This window comes from Pelomonas candidula, assembly GCF_043555985.1.
GTDB classification, from domain to species: Bacteria; Pseudomonadota; Gammaproteobacteria; order Burkholderiales; family Burkholderiaceae_C; genus Pelomonas; species Pelomonas candidula.
In genome coordinates, this window is record NZ_JBIGIC010000005.1 from 18,309 (window position 1) to 39,321 (window position 21,013).

The 21,013-nt window shown below is 70.3% G+C and carries 19 protein-coding genes and 1 tRNA gene; 18 read left to right on the forward strand and 2 right to left on the reverse strand.

What is annotated here, in order from left to right:
• Window positions 1-10: 10 nt before the first annotated feature.
• From ACG04R_RS11170 to ACG04R_RS11185, 4 genes are all read left to right on the forward strand, one after another.
• Window positions 11-1,201: a vWA domain-containing protein gene (locus tag ACG04R_RS11170; protein WP_394409685.1), complete on the forward strand. Its 1,191-nt coding sequence runs from the start codon at window positions 11-13 to the stop codon at window positions 1,199-1,201.
• A 290-nt stretch (window positions 1,202-1,491) separates the two neighbouring features.
• Entirely contained in the window at window positions 1,492-3,267 is a 1,776-nt protein-coding gene (locus ACG04R_RS11175) for an autotransporter assembly complex protein TamA (protein ID WP_394409688.1), read from the forward strand.
• Window positions 3,264-7,178, forward strand: a complete 3,915-nt coding sequence (locus ACG04R_RS11180; RefSeq protein WP_394409691.1) for a translocation/assembly module TamB domain-containing protein — start codon at window positions 3,264-3,266, stop codon at window positions 7,176-7,178. The genes ACG04R_RS11175 and ACG04R_RS11180 overlap by 4 nt, the downstream gene beginning before the upstream one ends.
• A 7-nt stretch (window positions 7,179-7,185) precedes the next feature.
• On the forward strand, window positions 7,186-7,692 hold the full coding sequence (locus tag ACG04R_RS11185; RefSeq protein ID WP_394409694.1) for a GNAT family N-acetyltransferase: 507 nt from the start codon (window positions 7,186-7,188) through the stop codon (window positions 7,690-7,692).
• A 4-nt stretch (window positions 7,693-7,696) separates the two neighbouring features.
• Here the strand turns inward: ACG04R_RS11185 and ACG04R_RS11190 are convergent, their stop codons facing one another.
• Both ACG04R_RS11190 and katG read right to left on the reverse strand, forming a co-directional pair.
• A complete protein-coding gene (locus ACG04R_RS11190) occupies window positions 7,697-8,047 on the reverse strand; it encodes a GFA family protein (protein ID WP_394409697.1) in 351 nt (116 codons plus the stop codon).
• Window positions 8,048-8,115: 68 nt separating this feature from the next.
• Window positions 8,116-10,314 (reverse strand): catalase/peroxidase HPI, encoded by a 2,199-nt coding sequence (katG, locus tag ACG04R_RS11195; RefSeq protein WP_394409700.1) that lies wholly within the window; start codon window positions 10,312-10,314, stop codon window positions 8,116-8,118.
• 242 nt (window positions 10,315-10,556) lie between these two features.
• On the opposite strand from katG, the gene ACG04R_RS11200 reads away from it, so the two are divergent.
• From ACG04R_RS11200 to ACG04R_RS11265, 14 genes are all read left to right on the forward strand, one after another.
• Window positions 10,557-10,727: a hypothetical protein gene (locus tag ACG04R_RS11200; protein ID WP_394409703.1), complete on the forward strand. Its 171-nt coding sequence runs from the start codon at window positions 10,557-10,559 to the stop codon at window positions 10,725-10,727.
• A 4-nt stretch (window positions 10,728-10,731) separates the two neighbouring features.
• On the forward strand, window positions 10,732-11,067 hold the full coding sequence (locus ACG04R_RS11205) for a hypothetical protein (RefSeq protein WP_394409706.1): 336 nt from the start codon (window positions 10,732-10,734) through the stop codon (window positions 11,065-11,067).
• 11 nt (window positions 11,068-11,078) lie between these two features.
• Window positions 11,079-11,603, forward strand: a complete 525-nt coding sequence (locus ACG04R_RS11210) for a cell division protein FtsI (protein WP_394409709.1) — start codon at window positions 11,079-11,081, stop codon at window positions 11,601-11,603.
• A 34-nt stretch (window positions 11,604-11,637) separates the two neighbouring features.
• Window positions 11,638-12,327, forward strand: a complete 690-nt coding sequence (locus ACG04R_RS11215) for a flagellar basal body L-ring protein FlgH (RefSeq protein ID WP_394409712.1) — start codon at window positions 11,638-11,640, stop codon at window positions 12,325-12,327.
• 150 nt (window positions 12,328-12,477) lie between these two features.
• On the forward strand, window positions 12,478-13,230 hold the full coding sequence (locus tag ACG04R_RS11220; RefSeq protein WP_394409715.1) for a Crp/Fnr family transcriptional regulator: 753 nt from the start codon (window positions 12,478-12,480) through the stop codon (window positions 13,228-13,230).
• Window positions 13,231-13,289: 59 nt separating this feature from the next.
• Window positions 13,290-13,364: transfer RNA gene (locus ACG04R_RS11225), tRNA-Arg, on the forward strand.
• A 151-nt stretch (window positions 13,365-13,515) separates the two neighbouring features.
• Window positions 13,516-14,334 (forward strand): MipA/OmpV family protein, encoded by an 819-nt coding sequence (locus tag ACG04R_RS11230; RefSeq protein ID WP_394409718.1) that lies wholly within the window; start codon window positions 13,516-13,518, stop codon window positions 14,332-14,334.
• A gap of 16 nt (window positions 14,335-14,350) precedes the next feature.
• The gene (locus ACG04R_RS11235) at window positions 14,351-15,430 is read left to right on the forward strand and encodes a sterol desaturase family protein (protein WP_394409721.1); all 1,080 of its coding nucleotides are present in this window, start codon (window positions 14,351-14,353) and stop codon (window positions 15,428-15,430) included.
• Window positions 15,431-15,505: 75 nt separating this feature from the next.
• The gene (gene ssuE / locus ACG04R_RS11240; RefSeq protein WP_394409724.1) at window positions 15,506-16,063 is read left to right on the forward strand and encodes an NADPH-dependent FMN reductase; all 558 of its coding nucleotides are present in this window, start codon (window positions 15,506-15,508) and stop codon (window positions 16,061-16,063) included.
• A 131-nt stretch (window positions 16,064-16,194) separates the two neighbouring features.
• Window positions 16,195-17,154: a sulfonate ABC transporter substrate-binding protein gene (locus tag ACG04R_RS11245; RefSeq protein WP_394409727.1), complete on the forward strand. Its 960-nt coding sequence runs from the start codon at window positions 16,195-16,197 to the stop codon at window positions 17,152-17,154.
• Window positions 17,151-18,098 (forward strand): aliphatic sulfonate ABC transporter substrate-binding protein, encoded by a 948-nt coding sequence (locus tag ACG04R_RS11250; protein WP_394409731.1) that lies wholly within the window; start codon window positions 17,151-17,153, stop codon window positions 18,096-18,098. The genes ACG04R_RS11245 and ACG04R_RS11250 overlap by 4 nt, the downstream gene beginning before the upstream one ends.
• Before the next feature lie 4 nt (window positions 18,099-18,102).
• On the forward strand, window positions 18,103-19,275 hold the full coding sequence (ssuD, locus tag ACG04R_RS11255) for an FMNH2-dependent alkanesulfonate monooxygenase (RefSeq protein WP_394409734.1): 1,173 nt from the start codon (window positions 18,103-18,105) through the stop codon (window positions 19,273-19,275).
• A gap of 149 nt (window positions 19,276-19,424) precedes the next feature.
• Window positions 19,425-20,195, forward strand: coding sequence for an aliphatic sulfonate ABC transporter permease SsuC (gene ssuC, locus ACG04R_RS11260; RefSeq protein WP_394409737.1), 771 nt, complete (start codon window positions 19,425-19,427; stop codon window positions 20,193-20,195).
• Between the two features lie 2 nt (window positions 20,196-20,197).
• Window positions 20,198-20,989 carry an ATP-binding cassette domain-containing protein gene (locus ACG04R_RS11265; protein WP_394409740.1) on the forward strand — a complete coding sequence of 264 codons (792 nt, stop codon included), beginning with the start codon at window positions 20,198-20,200 and terminating at the stop codon, window positions 20,987-20,989.
• The last annotated feature ends 24 nt before the right edge of the window (window positions 20,990-21,013 follow it).

Below are 21,013 nucleotides of genomic sequence, written 5' to 3' on the forward strand. Positions count from 1 at the left end.
TCGGCAAGCCATGCTGATCCAGTTCTTCTACACGCTGCGCGCCGCCAAGCTCAAGGTGACGGTGCCGGAGTACCTGACGCTGCTGGAAGCGCTGCAGGCCGGCGTCATCGCGTCGCCCGAGGATGGCGGCGTCGCCAGCATCGACGACTTCTACCACCTGGCCCGCGCCACGCTGGTGAAGGACGAAACCCAGTACGACAAGTTCGACCGCGCCTTTGCCGCGTACTTCAAGGGCGTGGAGATGCTGACCGACTTCACGGCCGAGGTGCCGCTGGACTGGCTGAAGAAGAACCTGCAGCTTGAGCTGACACCCGAGCAGAAGGCCGCCATCGAGAAGATGGGCTGGGACGAGCTGATGGAGACGCTCAAGAAGCGCTTCGAGGAGCAGAAGGAACGCCACGAGGGCGGCAACCGCTGGATCGGCACCGGCGGCACCAGCCCGTTCGGCAACTCGGGCTACAACCCGCAGGGCATCCGCATCGGCGGCAAGGGTGGCAACAAGAGCGCCGTCAAGGTCTGGGAGCAGCGCGCCTACAAGGACTACGACGACTCGCTGGAACTCGGCACGCGCAACATCAAGGTCGCGCTGCGCCGGCTGCGCCGCTTCGCCCGCGAGGGCTCGGAGCTGGAGCTGGACCTGGACGGCACCATCCACGGCACGGCCGCCAACGCCGGCATGCTGGACATCAGGATGCAGCCCGAACGCCACAACAAGGTCAAGGTGCTGCTGCTGATGGACGTGGGCGGCACGATGGACGAGCACATCCACCGTGTCGAGGAACTCTTCAGCGCCGCCAAGGCCGAGTTCAAGCACCTGGAGTTCTATTACTTCCACAACTGCGTCTACGACTTCGTCTGGAAGAACAACCGGCGCCGCTTCGCGGAGAAGGTGAGCACCTTCGACCTGATCCGCAAGTACAACCGCGACTACAAGCTGATCTTCGTCGGCGACGCGACGATGAGCCCCTACGAGATCCTGCAGGTCGGCGGCAGCGTCGAGTACAACAACGACGAGGCCGGCGCCGAATGGTTGCAGCGTCTCACGCACGCCTTCCCGAAGTACGCCTGGATCAACCCTGAGCCGCAAGGCGTCTGGCAGTACCGGCAGAGCATCGCGCTGATCCAGCAGCTGATGCAGCAGCGCATGTTCCCGCTGACGCTTTCCGGCCTCGAAGGCGCGATGCGGCTGCTGAGTAAATGAGGCGAGGAGTCTGGGGGGCGACGTGTGCGGCCCGCGCCAAGGCGAGTTGCGGTAGACGGCAAGGCGCGGGCGACGCGGCGTGGTGGGCGCCACGCCAGGAGCCGGCAACGCCGACGGATGCCGCAAATCGCCTTGGCCCTCCGGGTTGGGTCTGGCAGTGGGTTCGGGCGTTGTTGCTCGTCGTTGCGGGCGCGAGCCCGCGGCCTCCTCTGCGCCTAGCCCGCACCCACTGCCAGACCCAACGCGGGCCACACACGCCGCCCCCCAGACTCCTCCCCGTCGCGCTGCTCGTGGCGGTACTGAGCAGCGGTTGTGCGACGAAGCCTCCCGCCGCCGAGCCTGTCCCCGCCCCGGACGTCCCCGCGGACGCACCGGCCGTCTACAGCCTCGACGTCCAGGTCGATGGTGACGCCAAGCTGCGCGACCTGCTGCTGCAGCATCTGGACATTGCCCGTTACCGCGCAAGCGAGGCGGCGCTGAGCCGGGTCGAGCTGGCCCGCCTGGCGGCCGCCGCACCGGCACAGGCGGCGTCGCTGCTGGAGACCGAGGGCTACTTCAACGCCCAGGCCGAGGTGCAACGCGACGCAGGCGACGAGACCCGCGTGCGCCTCATCGTCAAGCCCGGGCCGCTGACGCGCGTCAGCAAGGTCGACATCGAGTTCACGGAGGCCATCGCCACCGACGACGTCCAGGCGTTGCGCGACAACCTGCAGCGCGCCTGGCCGCTGAAGCAGGGGGCCGGCTACACGCAGTCGCAGTGGGCCGCGGGCAAGAACGAGCTGCTGCTGCGCGCCCGCTCCGGCGGCTACCCGCTGGCGCACTGGGGCGAGACGAGCGCACGCGTGGACCCCGAGACGCAGACCGCCGAGCTGCACCTCGTCATGGCCAGCGGCAACCGCGCCAAATTCGGCGAGCTGCGCATCGAAGGCCTGAACCGGCAGACGCGCCAGACCGTCGAGCGCCTGGCCGGCTTCGACCATGGCGACCCATATACCGAGCAGCAGCTCGCCGACTTCCAGGAGCGCCTGGCCAAGACGCAGCTGTTCGACGCGACCCGCGTGCAGCTGCTGTCCGAGATCGTCGACGCCGACGGCACCAGCCCCGTGCTCGTCACGCTGACCGAGTCGTCGCTGCAGCAGGCCACCGTCGCTGTGGGCTACCACGCCAACAACGGCCAGAGCTTCAGCGTCGAGCATGTCCACCGCCAGCCCTTCGGCCTGGCCCTGCGGGCCCGCAACAAGCTGCAGCTGAGCCGCAACGTGCAGGGCATCGAGACGGAGCTCAGCTCTCATCCGCAGAACGACCTGAAGCGCAACATCGCGTCGCTGACCTTCGAGCAGGACCGCAGCGGCGACACCATCGCCACCAACCTGGGCCTGCGCCTGGGCCGCATCTACGAGTCGCCGCATGACGACCGGCTCAGCTACGTCGAGCTGCTGCGCGCCCGCGAGACGGCAGGCAGCCAGGTCAACACCAACCTCGCCGTGTCCATCAACCAGCAGTGGACGCGCCGCCGGCTGGACAGCGCGCTGCTGCCCACCGACGGCCACCAGGGCCTGCTGCTCGTGGGCCTGGGCCAGGTGCGCGGCGGCGGCACGGACGACAGCGGCCCGTTCGGCCGCATCCAGCTCAAGCTGGGCGCCTACAAGCCGCTCGGCGGCTGGTTCGGCTCGGCACGGGCCGAGGTGGCGCAGGTCGTCGCACACGAGTCGGTCGGCGTGCCGGAGAAGCTGCTGTTCCTGGCCGGCGGCGACGAGTCCGTGCGCGGCTACGCGTATCAGAGCCTCGGCCCCGTGAAGAACGGCCTCACGGTGGGCGGCCGCGTCATGGCGACCGGCAGCCTGGAGATCGCCCACCCCTTGCTCGCCAGCATGCCCAGCCTGTGGGGCGCGCTGTTCGTCGACGCCGGCAATGCCGCGTCGCGCTGGCAGGACTACCACGCCGTCGTCGGCATCGGCACCGGCCTGCGCTGGCGCAGCCCGGTCGGCCCGCTGCGCGTGGACTTCGCGCGGGCGCAGGAGACGGGCAAGTGGCGGCTGCACTTTTCAGTCGGAATCACGCTGTGAGGCGCTCCTTCCGCATCCTGCGCAACGGCCTGATCGCGCTGGCCGTCACCGTCGTCGCGCTGGCCGGCTTCATCGCGTGGCTGCTGCGCAGCGAGACCGGTGGCGCCTGGGTGCTGGCGCGACTGCCCGGCCTGCAGATCGAAGCCCCCGAGGGCTCGCTGATGGGCGACTTCCGCGCCCGGCGCGTGCTGCTGAAATGGGCCCAGGGCGAGGCCGAGCTGCGCGGCCTGCACTGGTCCGGCCTGGGCCTCAGCGCCGGCGACGGTGTGCTGCAGGCCCGCGAGCTGGTGGTCGACGAGATCATCATCCGCAGCCAGCCCAGCACCAGCCCCACTGTCGAGCCGCCCGAGCTGACGCTGCCACTGGGCGTGGACATCGCCAGGCTCTACGTCGGCAGCCTGAGCTGGGCCGCCGACCAGCCGCCGCTGCAGGCCCTCGCCGCCGAGATCCACCTGCCACGCCACGGCACCCACCACATCAAGCTGGCCGGCGCGCGCTGGCAGCACCTGCTGATGGCCGGCGACGTGAAGGTCGAGTCGGCCGCGCCATTGCAGACCGAGGCCACGCTGACGGTCCAGCAGAACGAAGCCACCGACCTGCCCTGGCTGGCCGTGGCCGCCGCGCGTGGGCCGCTGGCCAGGCTCACGGCCAAGGCCGAGCTGGAAGCCGCGCACCAGGCGCTGAAGGTCGAAGGCCAGGTGCGGCCGTTCTCGCCCTGGCCCGTCAACGCCCTGCAACTGCAGGCCGACAAGTTCGACCTCTCCGCCGTCATGCCCGGCCTGCCGCGCACCGCGCTGACCGGCACAGCCCGGCTGGACGCCCCGGCCCGCGACGCCGAAGCCACGTTGAAGGCCGAACTCGGCAACGCCGCCGCCGGCCGCTGGGACCAGCACGCCCTGCCCGTTCGGCAGCTCAGCCTCGCCGTCGCCGGCCGCCCTGACCAGCTCACCAGCTTGCGCCTGACGACGCTGGACGCCGAGCTGAACGGCGGCGCCCGCGTGCAGGGCAAGGGCCGGCGCGAGGCCAATGGCCGCTGGCAGCTCGACGCCCACGTGCAGGGCCTGCGACCCGAACTGCTGGACGCCCGCGCCACGCCGGCGCGGCTGGACGGGCCGCTGACGTTGTCCGGCGGCCCCAAGGACCCGCTGGCAGCCAGGCTGGACCTGAACGGCACGCTGCAGGCCAGGCCGCTGCGTGTGCAGGCCCGCGTGCAGGGCCGGCTGCAGGAAACGGGCAGCACGTGGCAGATCGAAGACGCGCGACTGACCAGTGGCGACGCCGAGCTGCAGGCCAGCGGCAGCATCGAGGTGCCGCATGCCGGGCTGCCTTCCGCCCGGCTCAAGGCCCAGATGCGGCAGTTCGACCCGCACCTGCTGTGGCGCGGCGAGCCGGGCTCGGCCTGGGCCCGCCTGCCCGGCACGACCCGGCTGAACGCCGACACGCAACTGGACCTGCGCGGCAACTCGCCCGACAACCTCGTCGGCACCGTCGACGCCCGGCTGCTGCCGGGCCAGTTCGCCGGCCTGCCCGTGCAGGGCCAGTTCAGCGTCAAGCGCCCGCGCGCGGCCGACGCCGCGGCCTTCGACGCCGACGCGCGGCTGGGCAGCAACCATGTACAGGCCAGGGGCGAGGCTCGCGCCACCGCCATCGCCGCGCAGTGGCAGTTGCAGGCACCCAAGCTGGCCGAGTTCAACCCGCTGCTGGCGCTGGCGGAGCAGCCGTCCATCGCCGGCCAGGCTGAGGGCGACGGCGACGTGCAACTGGTGCGCGCCAAACCCGGCGCCGGCTGGCGCGTGGGCGGCAACGGCAAGCTCGCGCTGACATCGGCCAGCGCCCAGGGCGTGACGGTGGCCAACGCGCGCAGCCGCTGGACGCTGCCGCTGCCGGGCATGGACGGCGACGGCCCGCTGGGCCTGGCGCTGGAGGTCAACGGCGTCAAGCACGCCCGCGGCGAACTCAAGCTCGCCCGGATCGACGTGCAGGGCCGCCGCAGCGCGCACCAGATCCAGGCCCAGATCGCCGGCCGCGCACGCCCCACGGCCGACCAGGATCTCAACGTCGGCATCACGACGCAGGCCCAGGGCCGCTGGGACGGCGAGACCTGGGCCGGCCGCATCGCCCGGCTGGACGTGGCGCCGCTGCGGCCCAACACGCCGGCGCTGCTGGCCGCCAGCGGCGTCAATCTCAAGGTGGGCCCAGGCCTGCAGGTCACGGCCGAGCCGGGCCGCGCCGAGGTGGGCGGAGCCTTCGTGCGCTGGCAGGCCTTGAGCTGGCACGGCGGCGACCAGCCCGAGGCGCGGGCCGACCTGCAGCTGGAAGACCTCGCCGTGGCGCCGCTGATGGCGCGCTGGCAGCCCGACTTCGGCTGGGGCGGCGACCTGCGCATCACCGGCCACGCCTCGCTGCTGCTCAACGACAGGCTGACCGCCGATGTGCTGCTGGACCGCCAGAGCGGCGACCTGCGCGTGACCGACGAGTTCGGCACCCGACCGCTGGGCCTCACCGACCTGCGCCTGGCGCTGACCGTGCGCGATGGCGTCTGGCAGTTCGCGGAGGGGCTGGCCGGCAAGGAGCTGGGCGCGTTGAGCGGTGCGCTGACGCTGCGCCCGCCCAAGCTGTGGCCCGACCTCGCCACCCCCGTCGAAGGTGTGGTGCAGGCCAACGTGGCCGACCTCTCCACCTGGGGCCGCTGGGTGCCGGCCGGCTGGCGGCTGGGCGGCCGGGCGGCGGCCGTCGTGCAGATCGGCGGCAGGCTGGGCGGCCCCGACCTGACCGGCCATGCCGAGGGCGAAGGCCTGGCGCTGCGGCAGTTGCTGTACGGCGTGGACTTCACCGACGGCCGCTTCGCGCTGGACCTGCAGGGCCAGCACGCCGAACTGACGAAGCTGGAGGCCCGCGCCGGCGATGGCTGGCTGCGCGCTACCGGCCACGCAGAGCTGGGCGCCAAGCCCAGCGCCCACGTCGAGCTGAAGGCCGACAAGCTGCGCGTGCTGTCGCGGGTGGACCGCCGCATCGTTGCCAGCGGCGAGACCACGCTGGACTTCGACGACAAGGGGTTGCAGCTGGCCGGCAAGCTGCGCGCCGACGAAGGCCTGTTCGACTTCACGCGCGCCGACGCACCCACGCTGGCCGACGACGTCACCGTGCTGCGCGGCGCACGCACCGCCGAGCCTTCGGCGCCGGCCACGCCCGGCACGGCGCGCAGCACGCGGATCGACGTCGCCCTGGACTTCGGTAACGACTTCAAGGTGCGCGGCCGGGGCCTGACGACGACGCTGCGCGGCCAACTGCAGGTCGCGCAGAAGGATGGCACGCCGCTGCGGCTGACCGGCAAGCTCCGCGCGGATGGCGGCCAGTACGCGGCCTACGGCCAGAAGCTGGAGATCGAGCGCGGCGACATCACGTTCACCGGCGCGCTGGACAACCCGTCGCTGGACCTGCTGGCCGTGCGGCCCAACCTCGACACCCGCGTGGGCGTGCGCGTCGGCGGCACCGCGCAGGCCCCGCGCGTGAGCCTGTATTCAGAGCCCGACATGAGCGACACGGACAAGCTCTCCTGGCTGCTGATGGGCCGCGCGCCCGACACGCTGGGCCGCACCGACACGGCCTTGCTGCAACGCGCGGCCGTCGCGCTGCTCAGCGGCGAGGGCGAAGGCGCCACCGGCAAGGCGCTACGCCAGCTGGGGCTGGACGAGCTGTCGCTGTCACAGAGCGACGACGACACCAAAGCCACCATCGTGCGCCTGGGCAAGCAGATCTCGCGGCGCTGGTACGTGGGCTACGAACGCAGCCTGAACGCGACGACGGGCTCGTGGCAGCTGATCTACCGCATCGCCCAGCGCTTCACGCTGCGCGCGCAGAGCGGCGACGACAACGCAGTGGATGTGATCTGGCAGTGGAAATGGAATTGAGGCCGCCATGATCGATGTCGACGATGCCATCACGCCATCGCAGCTGGATGCAGTGCGAACACTCATGCGCGCCTTCATCACCTGGCATCGCGAACGGCACACGCAGGACCTGGCGCTCATCGATTCCTACTTCGACGCCGAGGCGTTCGAGGCAGAACTGGCCGGCCTGCCCGGCATCTACACGCCGCCGTCCGGCCGCCTGCTGCTCGCCAGCGTTGACGGCGAAGCCGCGGGCTGCGTTGCATTGCGCAAGATCGAGCCAAGCGTGTGCGAGATGAAGCGCATGTTCGTCTACCCCTGCTTCCACGGCCGAGGCGTCGGCCTCGCGCTCGCTCAGCGCCTCATCGAGCACGCGCGAGCCGCGGGCTACGAGCGCATGCGCCTCGACACCAGCATCCGGCAAGCCGAAGCCACTGGCCTGTACCGGCGCCTGGGCTTTCGCGAAGTCGCGCCGTACTACGACCTGACGGACGAGCTGCGCAACTGGCTGATCTTCATGGAGCTGACGCTTTAGGCGCCTACTTCGACCGCCCATCGAAGTGATGCACCGGCACGGCCGCGAGATCGATGCCCTCGATGCAGCGGATGTTGATCGCCGCCATCGGATCGCCGTTCGGCCCCTTGCCTTCGCCGTACGGGTGGATGCCACAGGTCGGGCAGAACACGTGCTGGATGACGTGCTTGTTGAAGGTGTAGCGGGCCGTGTCGCTCTCGGGCGTTTGCAGGCGCAGCGCGGCGCGCGGCACGAACCACAGCAGCGAACCCTTGCGCTGACAGATCGAGCAGTTGCAGGACAGGCCCGAGTCGATCGTGCCGTCGACTTCGAAGCGGATGCGGCCGCAATGGCAGCTGCCTTGATGGATGGTCATGGGTCGCCTCCAGGGATACCGGGTGACGGGCATTCTGGCGCCCCGGAGAACGCCCGTCACCGCCACGCTCAGGCGCGCAAGTCAAAGCGGTCGGCTTCCATCACCTTCACCCACGCGGCGACGAAGTCCCGTACGAACTTCGCTCCGGCGTCGCTGCCGGCATAGACCTCGGCCACCGCGCGCAGCTGCGCGTTGGAGCCGAAGACGAGGTCGGCGACGGTGGCCGTCCACTTGCGCTGGCCGGTCTTGCGGTCCACGCCTTCGAGCACGCCATCGGCGCCCTGCTGCCACTTCGTGCCCATGTCCAGCAGGTTGACGAAGAAGTCGTTGGACAGGGTGCCGGGCCGGGTGGTCAGCACGCCATGCGGGCTGCCGCCGGTGTTGGCCCCCAGCACGCGCAGGCCGGCGACGAGCACGGCCGTCTGCGGCGCCGACAGCTCCAGCAGCTGGGCCTTGTCGATGAGCCGCTCCGCCGCGGAGGCCGCCGGCAGGCCCGGCGCCAGGTAGTTGCGGAAGCCATCGGCCTTGGGTTCCAGCACGGCGAAGGATTCGACGTCGGTCTGCTCCTGCGTCGCATCCGTGCGGCCGGGATGGAAGGGCACCGTGACATTCACACCGCCCTGCCTGGCGGCGGCCTCGATGGCTGCACCGCCGGCCAGCACGATGAGGTCGGCCAGCGAGATCGGCTTGGCTGATGCCTTGCGCACCTCCTCCAGCTTGGCCAGCACGCGCGGCAGCTCCGCTGGCTGGTTGGCGGCCCAGTCCTTCTGCGGCGCGAGGCGGATGCGCGCGCCGTTGGCACCGCCGCGCTTGTCACTGCCGCGGAACGTGGACGCCGACGCCCAGGCCGTGGACACGAGCTGCGCCGTGGTCAGCCCCGAGGCCAGCACCTGGGCCTTCAGCGCGGCCACGTCGGCCGCGTCGACGAGCGCGTGACCGGCCTTGGGTACCGGGTCTTGCCAGATCAGCTCTTCCCTGGGTACGAGCTTGCCGAGGTAGCGCGAGACCGGCCCCATGTCGCGGTGGGTCAGCTTGAACCAGGCGCGGGCGAAGGCGTCGGCGAACTCGGCCGGGTTGGCGTGGAAGCGGCGCGAGATCTTCTCGTAGGCCGGGTCGAAGCGCAGCGCCAGGTCGGCCGTCGTCATCATGGGCGCGTGGAACTTCGTCTTGTCGTGCGCGTCGACGACGGTGTCCGACCCGGCGCCGCCCTTGGGCCTCCACTGGTGCGCGCCGGCGGGGCTCTTGGTCAGCTCCCAGTCGTACTTGAACAGCGTGTCGAAGTAGCCCATGTCCCAGGTCGTCGGGTTGGGCTTCCACGCGCCTTCGATGCCGCTGGTGATGGCGTCGCCGGCCACGCCGCTGCCGTAGCTGCTCTTCCAGCCCAGGCCTTGTTCGAGGATGTCGGCGGCTTCGGGTTCCTTGCCGACATGGCTGGCCGGGCCGGCGCCATGCGCCTTGCCGAAGGTGTGGCCACCGGCGACGAGGGCCACGGTCTCCTCGTCGTTCATCGCCATGCGGGCGAAGGTGTCGCGGATGTCGCGCGCCGAGGCCAGCGGGTCGGGGTTGCCGTCCGGGCCTTCAGGGTTCACGTAGATCAGCCCCATCTGCACGGCGGCCAGCGGGCTGGCCAGGTCGCGCTCGCCGCTGTAGCGGCTGTTGGCGGCCGTGCTGGGCGCCAGCCACTCGGTCTCGGCACCCCAGTCGATGTCGGCCTCGGGCTCGTAGATGTCGGCCCGGCCGCCGCCGAAGCCGAAGGTCTTGAAGCCCATGGACTCCAGCGCGACGTTGCCGGTCAGGATGAAAAGGTCGGCCCAGGACAGCTTCTCGCCGTACTTCTGCTTGACGGGCCACAGCAGGCGACGTGCCTTGTCGAGGTTGCCGTTGTCAGGCCAGCTGTTCAGCGGCGCGAAGCGCTGGTTGCCGGTACCGCCACCGCCGCGGCCATCGAAGGTGCGGTAAGTGCCGGCCGCGTGCCAGGCCATGCGGATGAAGAACGGACCGTAGTGCCCGTAGTCGGCCGGCCACCAGTCCTGCGAGTCGGTCATCAGCGCATGCAGATCCTTGACGACGGCGTCGAGGTCCAGGCTCTTGAAGGCCGCGGCGTAGTCGAAGGCCTCGCCCATCGGGTTGGACCGCGGCGCGTGCTGGTGCAGCAGGCCGACGTTGAGCTGGTTGGGCCACCAGTCGCGGTTGCCGCGCGAGCGGGCGGCGGGCTTGTGGGGATGGCTGGCATCGCCCGAGAACGGGCATTTGGATTCGGTGGACATCGTGGCCTCCATGGGTTGTCCGCAGGTGCCGAGGCAGTCTAGGAGTCGCTCGATGACGGATCAACGCAATCCTGCCAATGGCGGCGATAGCGACAAATGTGCGAGCGCGGGCCGGCAAGCCCGCGCACTCGGTGAAGCAGTTCACCCAGCGCAGTGTCAGGCGCGCCATCGGCACCGTCATCCGCCAAATGGGAGGGGGCAGGCCGCCGAAGAATTTCCTCACTTCTTCAGGAGATCCCGCCATGCAGATCAAGCCTCCCTCCGCTCTCCAGACCCCGGCTGCCATGCCGCAGCCCGCCAAAGCCGGCGCCGGCAAGGGCAGCGACTTCTCGCAGTTGCTCAAGACCGCGCAGGCCGAAGCGCCCGCGCCCACGCCGGCCAGCACTGCCACCGCAGCGCCGGCCAAGGGCTGAGGCCGTGAGTTCGGTGTCCATGCGCTGCGGCTGCCAGGCTGACGCACGCCGCAGCACGGCTGGTATGCACACGGCCGCGGCAGCCGGCCGCGCAGGGCGCTGCACCGGCCAGGCGACGATCGGCAGCGCGGGCAACTCCGTCGGCGTGACGGTCTCGCTGAGCTCGCGCTCGCTGGCGACCGTGGCCAACCTGGCCAGCACGGTCGTGCGCGCCGGCAGTCAGACCGTGCAGATGGTCGAGAACGCCGCCAAGGCCACGTCCGACGCCGTCGGCGCAGTGGCAGACAACGGCGTCGTGGCCGGCGTCGTCGGCGCCGCCCTCGTCAGCGTGCTGGTGTGAGGGGAACGCCGATGAGACACGCCGTCAGGCTCGCCCTGCTCACCGCGCTGGCCAACCTGTCGGGCTGTTCCGTGATCGGCCCGATGGCCGCCTGGGATGTCGTCAAGTGGGGCGGTTCACAGGCCATCGCCAACCAGGCACCCAAGCCTGTCAACACCGTCCATCACGGCGATGCGCCAGTCAAGGAGGTCTGCGTTGAATACAACCGCGACATGCCACTGGACGAACTGGTGCCGGCGCTCCAGGCCGAACTCAAGACCCAGGGCGTGCAGAGCCGCGTCTACGACGCCGGCACCGGTCCGAGTGCCTGCGCGTACTGGGTGCGCTACGTGGGCGCCATCGAATGGGGTACGCCTCCATTGAGCGACGAGCAGCGCCCCTACCTCAGCGCCGCCGCGCTCAGCCTGCGCAGCGCCGACGGCCGCCTGCTGTCCAGCAGCGCCTACGTCGGCGACACCAGCGGCGCGCGCTGGTCCAGCACGCGCAAGAAGATCGCGCCGGTCGTCAAGGCGCTGATCACGGGTTTCGAGACCTGACCTTCTCCTCCAGCCCACTCCTACGCCCATCGCCATGCCCGCCCTCCTCCGCCTCGCCCTGCCCGCCGCCTGCGTCGTGCTGGCCGCTTGTTCGTCCACGCCGCCCAGCCTCGTCAATGTGCCGGTGATGGCCGCGCCGGCCGTTCAGCCGATGTTCCTGGAGCAGCCCGCCAACGGCGCCATCTTCCAGGCCCACATGGCCAACTCGACGCTGTTCTCCGGCGAGCGCCGGCCGCGCGCCATCGGCGACACGATGAAGGTCGACATCGCCGAGAACATCCGCGCCACGCAGAAGCAGACCGGCGAGACCAGCCGCGAGAGCAAGCTTGCCACCAAGGGCCCCGGCGGCGCCAAGGCCGGCACGGCGCTGGCGTCGCTGATCAACGTCGACGCGACGGCCGCCGGCAGCGACTCCTTCAAGGGCTCGGGCAACACCGAGACAGCCAACACCTTCAACGCGCAGCTGGCCGTCACCGTCATCAACGTGCTGCCCAACGGCCACCTGCTCGTGGCGGGCGAACGCAGCATGGGGCTGGCCGGCGGCGTCACGACGCTGCGCTTCTCCGGCATCGTGAACCCGCGCGACATCGGCACCGGCAACGTCGTCGCGTCCAGGGACGTCGTCAACGCCAACCTCGAGAACGTCGCCCGCGGCGACGTCTCCGAAGCGAGTTCGCGCAGCTGGCTGCAGCGCGTGCTGGCACGCACCTTGTCCATCTGGTAGCCACTTGGTGTCGAGCCGGTCACATATTGCAGTCAAGCCCTTAACACGGCCCGCCTAGGCTCTATTCCACTGATCACGATGCGGCGGCAGCCTCTAAAAACCAAGCCCGCCGCTGCTCGCCGCGTGCGCGCCAGAACCACAGAAGTACTGATGAAGAACCGACGCAACCCAGCGCCGCAACACACCACCGACCCCTGGCTGGCCAAAGGCAAGGTCAAGACCTACCGCCGCGGTCAACGCATCATCGAAGCCGGCAGCTCGCAGGGCGACTGGGTCGCCATCAGCCGGGGCGCGGCCTACCTCGTCTCGCAGGTGGCGCCAGGCACACGCGTGGCCGTGGCTGCGCTGTGGCTGGGCGATGTCATCGGGGGGGAGTCGCCGCTGGGCAAGCTCGCCGCCCGCTACGACGTGACGGCGCTGGTGGACGTCACCACCATCAACATCCCGCTCGGCCAGCTGCAGCCCGATGCGCCGCCGCCACTGCCCGCCGAAACCCACGACGAGCTCTATACCGCCACCGCCAGCCGCCTGCACGGCCAGATCTCGATGCGCCTGGCCGGCAACGGCCTGCAGCGCCTCGTGAGCGTCATGGCCACGCTGGCCACCGCGCTGGCCCCGGACAGCGGCACCTGGCAGGCGGACCGCCTCGCGCTGCCGATCTCGCAGGCCTGCATCGGCCAGCTGTCAGGTCTGTCACGCCGTCAGACCTGGATCTACCTCGGCCAGCTGAGCGAACGCGGCTGGGTGGCAACGTCCCGATCCAAGGTCACGCTGGAGGCCCTGGCCGCCTGGCTGGCACTGATGGCCGAGGTCGAGACCTCGGGCATCGACTGCATCGGCACGCTGGAGCAATGCGACATGACGCTGCAGCGCCTCAGCGCCCGGGCACTGGGCATGGCCTGACCGACGGCCGTGCGAGAATCCGCGCCCTCGCACGGCCACGTGCCGCCGCGAGCGCTGTGCTCTCCGTAGTTCAATGGATAGAACGGCCGCCTCCTAAGCGGCAGATACAGGTTCGATTCCTGTCGGAGGGACCAGATCACGGGGCAGAAACCGGCTGCCAGCTTGCACGGGTCTTGCCAGCGGCTGACGGTGTGCTGTGAAACACCCCTCCGCGGCGCTGTCAGCCGGCTCGCGCCGCTAGAGTCGCGGGCTGTCCGTGGGCGCGTGTGTTCGCGGCCACGTGCCATGCCTTCCGCCCGTCTCCCGTCCCTCGCCACCGCGCTGCTCGGCGCCTGCCTTCTGCTCACGTACGCGCTGCCCGCGCGGGCGGCCGGCAGCCTGCTGCTGCTGGACGCCCCGCCTGCCATGACGACCTGGTCGGGCGGCCTCTCGGTGCGAGGTTGGCCTCGCGCGCCGGGCAGCGGGCGCGAGCGCTACAGCCTGCTGCCCGCTATCGACTACGAAGGTGCCAACGGCGTCTTCGCCGCCACGGACGCCGGCCTGGGCTGGAATCTCGCGCCGGTCCTGCTCAAAGGCGACGCCGCCAAGGACTGGCAGTTCGGCATGCGCCTGTGGCCGCAGTCGGGCCGTTCGCGGCGCGAGTCGCCGCCAGGCGTTGAAAGCCTGGGCACGCGCATCGTCACCGAGGCCTTCGCCAACATGCAGGTGCTGCCGGTGCTGCTGCTGCAATCTGGCCTGTCCTGGGGCGGCGGGCGTCACCATGACGGCGGTCAGCTCGAACTGGGTGTCACCAGCGGCATCCCGCTGGGGGACGACCTGATCGGCATCAGCCTGGCCGCCACGTACGCGAACGCCGCCCAACTGCGCGGCAGCTTCGGCCTGCGGCCGAGCGAGTCGCACAACAGCGGCCTGCCCACCTGGCAGCCCAGCAGCGGCTGGCAGGACTGGAGCATCGCGCTCAGCGCCGAGCACAAGTTCTCCGAGGACTGGTCCGTCAGCGGCCAATGGCAGCACGCACGCCTCATCGACCAGGCGGCCGCCTCGCCGCTGACGCACAGCCGCGACCAGCCATCCTTCATCGTCAGCCTCTGGCACCGGTTCTGAGCCGGAGGCCGCCCACATGCACGACATCCTGCTGTACGCGCTGCCCATCTTCGTCGCCTGCATGGCCGGCGAATGGGCCTGGGGACACTGGCGCGGCCGCAACAACTACCGTCTGGCCGACACCCTGAGCAGCCTGAGCCAGGGCCTGCTGAGCCAGGCGACGGCCATCGTCACGCCGCTGATCCAGACCGGCTTCTACGCAGCGCTGCATGCGCGCTTCGCGCTGCTGTCGGCCCGGCACTGGCATGGCGTGGTGGGCGGCGTGCTGGCCGTGGTGCTGTACGACCTATGCGACTACTGGCTGCACCGCACCAGCCACGAAAGCGCGCTGTTCTGGGCCGCTCACGCGGTGCACCACCAGAGCGAGCATTTCAACCTCAGCACCGCGCTGCGGCAGGAGAGCCTGTACGGCGTGATGGGCTGGCCGTTCTTCATCCCGATGGCGCTGCTGGGCGTGCCCACCGACCTGTACGTGCTGGCCGGCATCGTCGTGCTGTTCTATCAGTTCTGGATTCACACCGAGCACATCGGCCGCCTGGGCTGGCTGGACCGCGTGTTCTCCACGCCGTCCAACCACCGCGTGCACCACGCCGTGAATCCGGCTTACCTGGACCGCAACTACGGCGCCATCTTCGTCGTCTGGGACCGCCTGTTCGGCAGCTTCGCCGAGGAGCGCGAGCTCTGTGTCTACGGCACCGTCAAGCCGCTGGCGAGCTGGAACCCGCTGTGGGGCGTGGGCCAGTTCTACGCCGAACTGTGGCGGCGCATGCGCGCCACGCCGCGCTGGGCGGACAAGCTGCGCGTGCTCTACAAGTCTCCGGGCTGGATGCCGCCCGGCGCGGCGCTGCCCGGCACCAGCCCCGAGGCCCGCCTGGCCCTGCCCCGCTTCGACCCGCCCGCACCGCGCGGCGCACGTGTGGCGGCCGTGTTGCTGTTCCTGCTGATGGCGGCCGGCTGCGGCGCCTGGCTGTACGTGGCCGACGACCTCGGCAGCGCCGCCAACCTCGGCGCCGCCACGATGCTGGCAGCCGGCCTGTGGGGTGTCGGCGTTCTGCTGAGTTGGCCGGTTCGGGGCCGGGCAACGAACTCCGCATAAGCAACGCCGCTTTCCTTCGTTCCGCGCAGAAGCGGCTTTCCCTATCGTGCAAGGCCTGAACACCCGCAGGCCACCATGCACATCACCAGCATCTCCGGCAGCCCCAGCGAACGCTCGCGATCCGCGTGGCTGACGCAGTTCGCACTGACGCGCCTGGAAGGCGTGGCCACGCGCAGCGAACACATTGCCGTGCGCGAACTGCCGGCGGGTGCGCTGCTGTACGCCGACGCCACGGAGCCGGCCATCGCCCGGGCCGTGCAGTCCATTGCAGACGCGAGTCTCGTCATCGTCGGCACGCCCATCTACAAGGCCGCCTACTCGGGCCTGCTGAAGGTCTTCCTGGACCTGCTGCCGCCCGACGCGCTGCGCGGCAAGTCGGTCCTGCCACTGGCCACCGGCGGCAGCCCGGCGCACTTGCTGGCGCTGGACTACGCGCTCAAGCCCGTGCTGTCGGCGCTGGGCGCACGCCATGTGCTGGACGGCGTGTTCGCGACCGACGCCCAGTTGCTGCGCCACGAAGCCGGTGGCTACGTGCCCGAGCCCGAACTGCTGGCGCGGCTGGACCGCGCGCTCGACCCCCTGGTGCCCGCCACGCGAATGCGCAACGCCGCCGAACTCAGCTGTCGGCGCTGACCGCTCGCCTGCCAGCTTCCTGACCTCTTGTCTCCTCGCCATCTGAACGGGATCGGCGACTTCTTCCCGGCGCTCGGGCGCGGATCGGGTGTGATCGAGCGCCGGGATCTTTTTGCACAGGACAACGACTCATGCGTTTCAGCTCTCTCTTCCGCCTGGCCGCGCCGCTGCTCGTCGCCGCCGTCAGCCTCCATGCGTCGGCGCAGACAACGCTTCGCATCGGCTTCCAGAAATCCGCCAGCCTGCTGACCTTCCAGAAGTCCAGCGGTTCTCTGGAGAAACGCCTCGCCCCGCTGGGCGTGAGCGTGAAGTGGGTCGAGTTCCCCGCCGGCCCGCAGCTGCTCGAAGGCCTGAACGTCGGCGCCGTCGACGTGGGCTTCGTCGGCGAAGCCCCGCCCATCTTTGCGCAGGCCGCCGGCGCCAAGTTCGTCTACATCGGCTACGACCCGGCTGCCCCCGAGGCCGAAGCCATCGTCGTGCCCAAGGACTCGCCCATCAAATCGGTCGCCGAACTCAAGGGCAAAAAGGTCGCGCTGAACAAGGGCAGCAACGTGCACTACCTGCTCGTCAAGGCGCTGGAGAAGCAGGGCCTGAAGCTCGGCGATGTGCAGGCCGTCTACCTGCCGCCGGCCGATGCGCGCGCCGCCTTCGAGCGCGGCGCGGTGGACGCCTGGGTGATCTGGGACCCCTTCCTCGCTGCCGTCGAGAAGCAGAGCGGCGCCCGGCTGCTGCAGGACGGCCGCGGCGTCGTCAACAACTACGCCTACTACCTCGCCGAACGCGGCTTTGCCGAGAAGAGCCCCAAGGTCATCCAGGCGCTGTTCGACGACACGCAGGCCCAGGCCACCTCGCTCAAGGGCAACATCAAGGCCGCCGCCGCCGTCATCGCGCCGCTGCAGGGGCTGGAGCCCGACGTCGTCGAGAAGAGCCTGACGCGCTACCAGTTCGGCGTGAAGCCGCTGACGCCCGCGGTCGCCGCCGAACAGCAGAAGATCGCCGACACCTTCCACGCGCTGGGCCTGATCCCGAACGCGATCCGCGTCGCTGATGCCCTGCCGGGCACCGCCAAGCTCGCCGAGGCCGCCAAATGAGCACGCCGACGACGCGGCGCGCCGCCGTCGCCATCCTCGCGACGACGGCTTCGCTATGGGTGCGGGCCCAGGGCTCGGCCCAGCTGCGCATCGGCTTCCAGAAGGGTTCGTTCAACCTCGCGCTGCTGAAGAGCTACGGCCTGCTGGAGCAGCGCCTGCCCGGCACCAAGATCCAGTGGACCGAGTTCCCCGCCGGCCCACAGCTGCTGGAGGCGCTGGCGCTGGGCAGCGTCGAGTTCGGCGCCACCGGAGACGCACCGCCCGTGTTCGCGCAGGCCGCGGGCAAGGACGTCGTCTACGTCGGCGCCGAGCCGCCCAAGCCCGACAGCTCGGCCGTGCTCGTCAAGCCCGACTCGCCGCTGAAGACGCTGGCTGACCTGAAGGGCCGTCGCATCGCCTTGCAAAAGGGCAGCAGCGCGCACTTCCTGACCGTTCGCGCCGTGAAGAAGGCCGGCCTGAACTGGTCTGACATCCAGCCCGTCTACCTGCCGCCGGCCGATGCGCGCGCCGCGTTCGAGCGCGGCTCGGTCGACGCCTGGGCCGTCTGGGACCCCTACTACGCCGCGGCCGAGGTGACCGGCGAGCTGCGCGCGCTGGCCACCAGCCGGGGCCTGACGAGCAACAACACCTTCTACCTCGCATCACGCGCACTGAGCCGTGACGCAGCGCTGCTGAAAACCTTGTTCAACGCGCTGACCGACACCGACACGCGCGCCCGCGCCGACCGCCGCGATGCCGTGCAGCGCTACGCCGACTTCGCCGGCCTGCCGCTGGCCACGGTCTACAAGATGGTCGAGCGCCGCGGCGCCGCACCGGTCGGGCCGCTGACGACCGACATCGTCAAGGAGCAGCAGCTCGTCGCCGACTCGTTCACCGAGCTGGGCCTCATTCCCCGCAGCATCCGCGTCGCCGACGCCATCGCCACCCCGATCAAGAAAGCCTGAAGCCATGAAGATCTTCTGGTTCATCCCCACCCACGGCGACAGCCGCTATCTCGGCAGCTCCCGCGGCGCACGCGTGGCCGACCACGCCTACTTCAAGCAGATCGCCATCGCCGCGGACAGCCTCGGCTACGAGGGTGTGCTGCTGCCCACCGGGCGCTCGTGCGAAGACTCCTGGATCGTCGCAGCCAGCCTCATCGATGCGACGAAGCATCTGAAGTTCCTCGTCGCACTGCGGCCGGGCCTCGTCGCGCCGTCGCAGAGCGCACGCATGGCCGCCACGCTGGACCGGCTGTCGGGCGGCCGGCTGCTCGTCAATCTCGTCACCGGCGGCGACCCCGACGAGCTGGCCGGCGACGGCCAGTTCCTGGGTCACGCCGAGCGCTACGAACAGTCCGCCGAGTTCATCCGCATCTGGCGCGAGCTGCTGGCCAAATCGCACACCGGCGAGCCGCTGGACTTCGATGGCGACCACCTCAGCGTGAAGGGCGGCAAGGTGCTGTATCCGCCCATCAACAAGCCCTACCCGCCGGTGTTCTTCGGCGGCTCGTCCGGCCCCGCGCACGACCTCGCCGCGGAACAGGTCGACACCTACCTGACCTGGGGCGAACCGCCGGCCGACGTCGAGAAGAAGCTGCAGGACGTGCGCGAGCGCGCCGCGGCCAAGCGCCGGCAATTGAAGTACGGCATCCGCCTGCACGTCATCGTGCGCGAGACCGAGGACGAGGCCTGGCGCGCCGCCGCCGAGCTGGTGTCCGAGTTGGACGAGGCCACCGTGAAGGCCGCGCAGGCGCGCTTCAAGACGATGGACTCGGTGGGCCAGCGCCGCATGGCCGAGCTGCACGGCGGCCAGTTCGACAAGACCAACGTGCGCGCCGGCCTGGAGATCGCGCCCAACCTGTGGGCCGGCGTGGGCCTCGTGCGCGGCGGCGCGGGCACGGCCCTCGTCGGCAATCCGCAGCAGGTGGCGGACCGCATCAAGGAGTATGCGAACCTCGGCCTGGAGTACTTCATCCTCAGCGGCTATCCACACCTGGACGAGGCGCACCGCTTCGCCGAGCTGGTGTTCCCGCTGCTGCCGCTGGACGTGCGCGAGAAGCTGACGGCGCCTGCGCTGACGGGGCCGTTCGGCGAGGTCGTCGCGAACAGCTACGTGCCCAAGGCCGCCTCCGCGAGCTGACATGAGCCCCTCGTCCAAGGAGTACCTTGGCCGGTCCCCCGAGGGGACGCCGATGCTCGCGGCATTGAGCCGCGAGCACATCGACAGATCGGGCCGGCTTGGGAGCGGCCCGGCGCTCGGCCCGAAAAAATTCACGACGAAAACCTAGCATGACCATCGCTCGCCGCCTCACCCCCTGGCTGCTGCCCGCTGCCATCCTCGTCGCCTGGGAGCTGGCCTCGCGCAGCGGCCTGCTGTCCGCGCGCATCCTGCCGGAGCCGGCCGCCGTGCTGGCCGCCTTCTGGAAGCTGCTGCGCTCGGGGGAGCTGGCGCACCACGTCGCCGTCAGCACCATCCGCGCGTTCTCCGCGCTGGCGATCGGTGGCGGCCTGGGCCTGCTGCTGGGCCTGCTGACCGGCACGTGGAAAAGCGCCGAAGCCCTGCTCGACACCACGCTGCAGATGCTGCGCAACATCCCGGCCCTGGCGCTGATCCCGCTGGTCATCCTGTGGTTCGGCATCGACGAGGCGGCCAAGCTGGTGCTGGTGGCCGTGGGCGTGTTCTTCCCGGTCTACCTCAACACCTTCCACGGCATCCGCAACGTCGACCGCGACCTCATCGAGATGGCGCGCAGCTACGGCCTGTCGGGCTGGCAGCTGTACCGGCAGGTCATCCTGCCCGGCGCGCTGCCGTCCATCCTCGTGGGCCTGCGCTTCTCGCTGGGCCTGATGTGGGTGCTGCTCATCGTCGCCGAGACGTTGTCGGCCGAGGCCGGCATCGGCTACCTGACGATGAACGCCCGCGAGTTCCTGCAGACCGACATCGTGCTCGTCGGCATCCTGCTCTACGCGCTGCTGGGCAAGCTGGCCGACGTCGTCGCCCGCGGCCTGGAGAAGGCCTGGCTGCCGTGGCACAAGGGCTATGCCGCCGAAGGGAACTGATCATGTGGCTCACCGAGTTCGACACCCCAGTGCTGCCGCACGAACCGGCCATTGAAGACGTGCCTCCCGCGCGGGACACATCCCACGGCCTGGCACTGCAACTGCGCGGCATCGACAAGTCCTTCGGCACGCGCCACGTGCTGCAGAACCTGGATTTGAATGTCGCGCCCGGCGAGTTCGTCGCGCTCGTCGGCCGCAGTGGGTGCGGCAAGAGCACGCTGCTAAGGCTCATCGCCGGGCTGGATCAGCCGAGCGCTGGCCTCGTCGAGGCGGGTGCTGCCAACGAGCGCCGGCTGATGTTCCAGGACGCGCGCCTGCTACCGTGGAAGCGCGTCGTCGACAACGTCGCACTGGGTCTCACCGGCCCCGAGGCGAAGTCCCGCGCGATGGAAGCGCTGGAGCAGGTCGGCCTCGCCGGCCGCGGCAACGACTGGCCGGCGACGCTGTCCGGCGGTCAACGCCAGCGCGTCGCACTGGCCCGCGCGCTGGTGCACCGCCCGCGCCTGCTGCTGCTGGACGAACCGCTGGGCGCTCTCGACGCACTGACACGGCTGGAGATGCACCGCCTCATCGAGCAGCTGTGGCAGCGCCACGGCTTCACGGCGCTGCTCGTCACGCACGACGTGGCCGAGGCCGTGGCGCTGGCCGACCGCGTCCTGCTCATCGACCGCGGCGGCATCGCGCTGGACGCCACGGTCACGCTGCCCCGCTCGCGCTCACGCGCCGCGCCGGGGTTTGCAGAGCTCGAAGACCGGGTGCTGCGGCACATCATTGGGCATCCAGCCACGGCCTGACGGCTCATGCCGCGTGGCCCACAA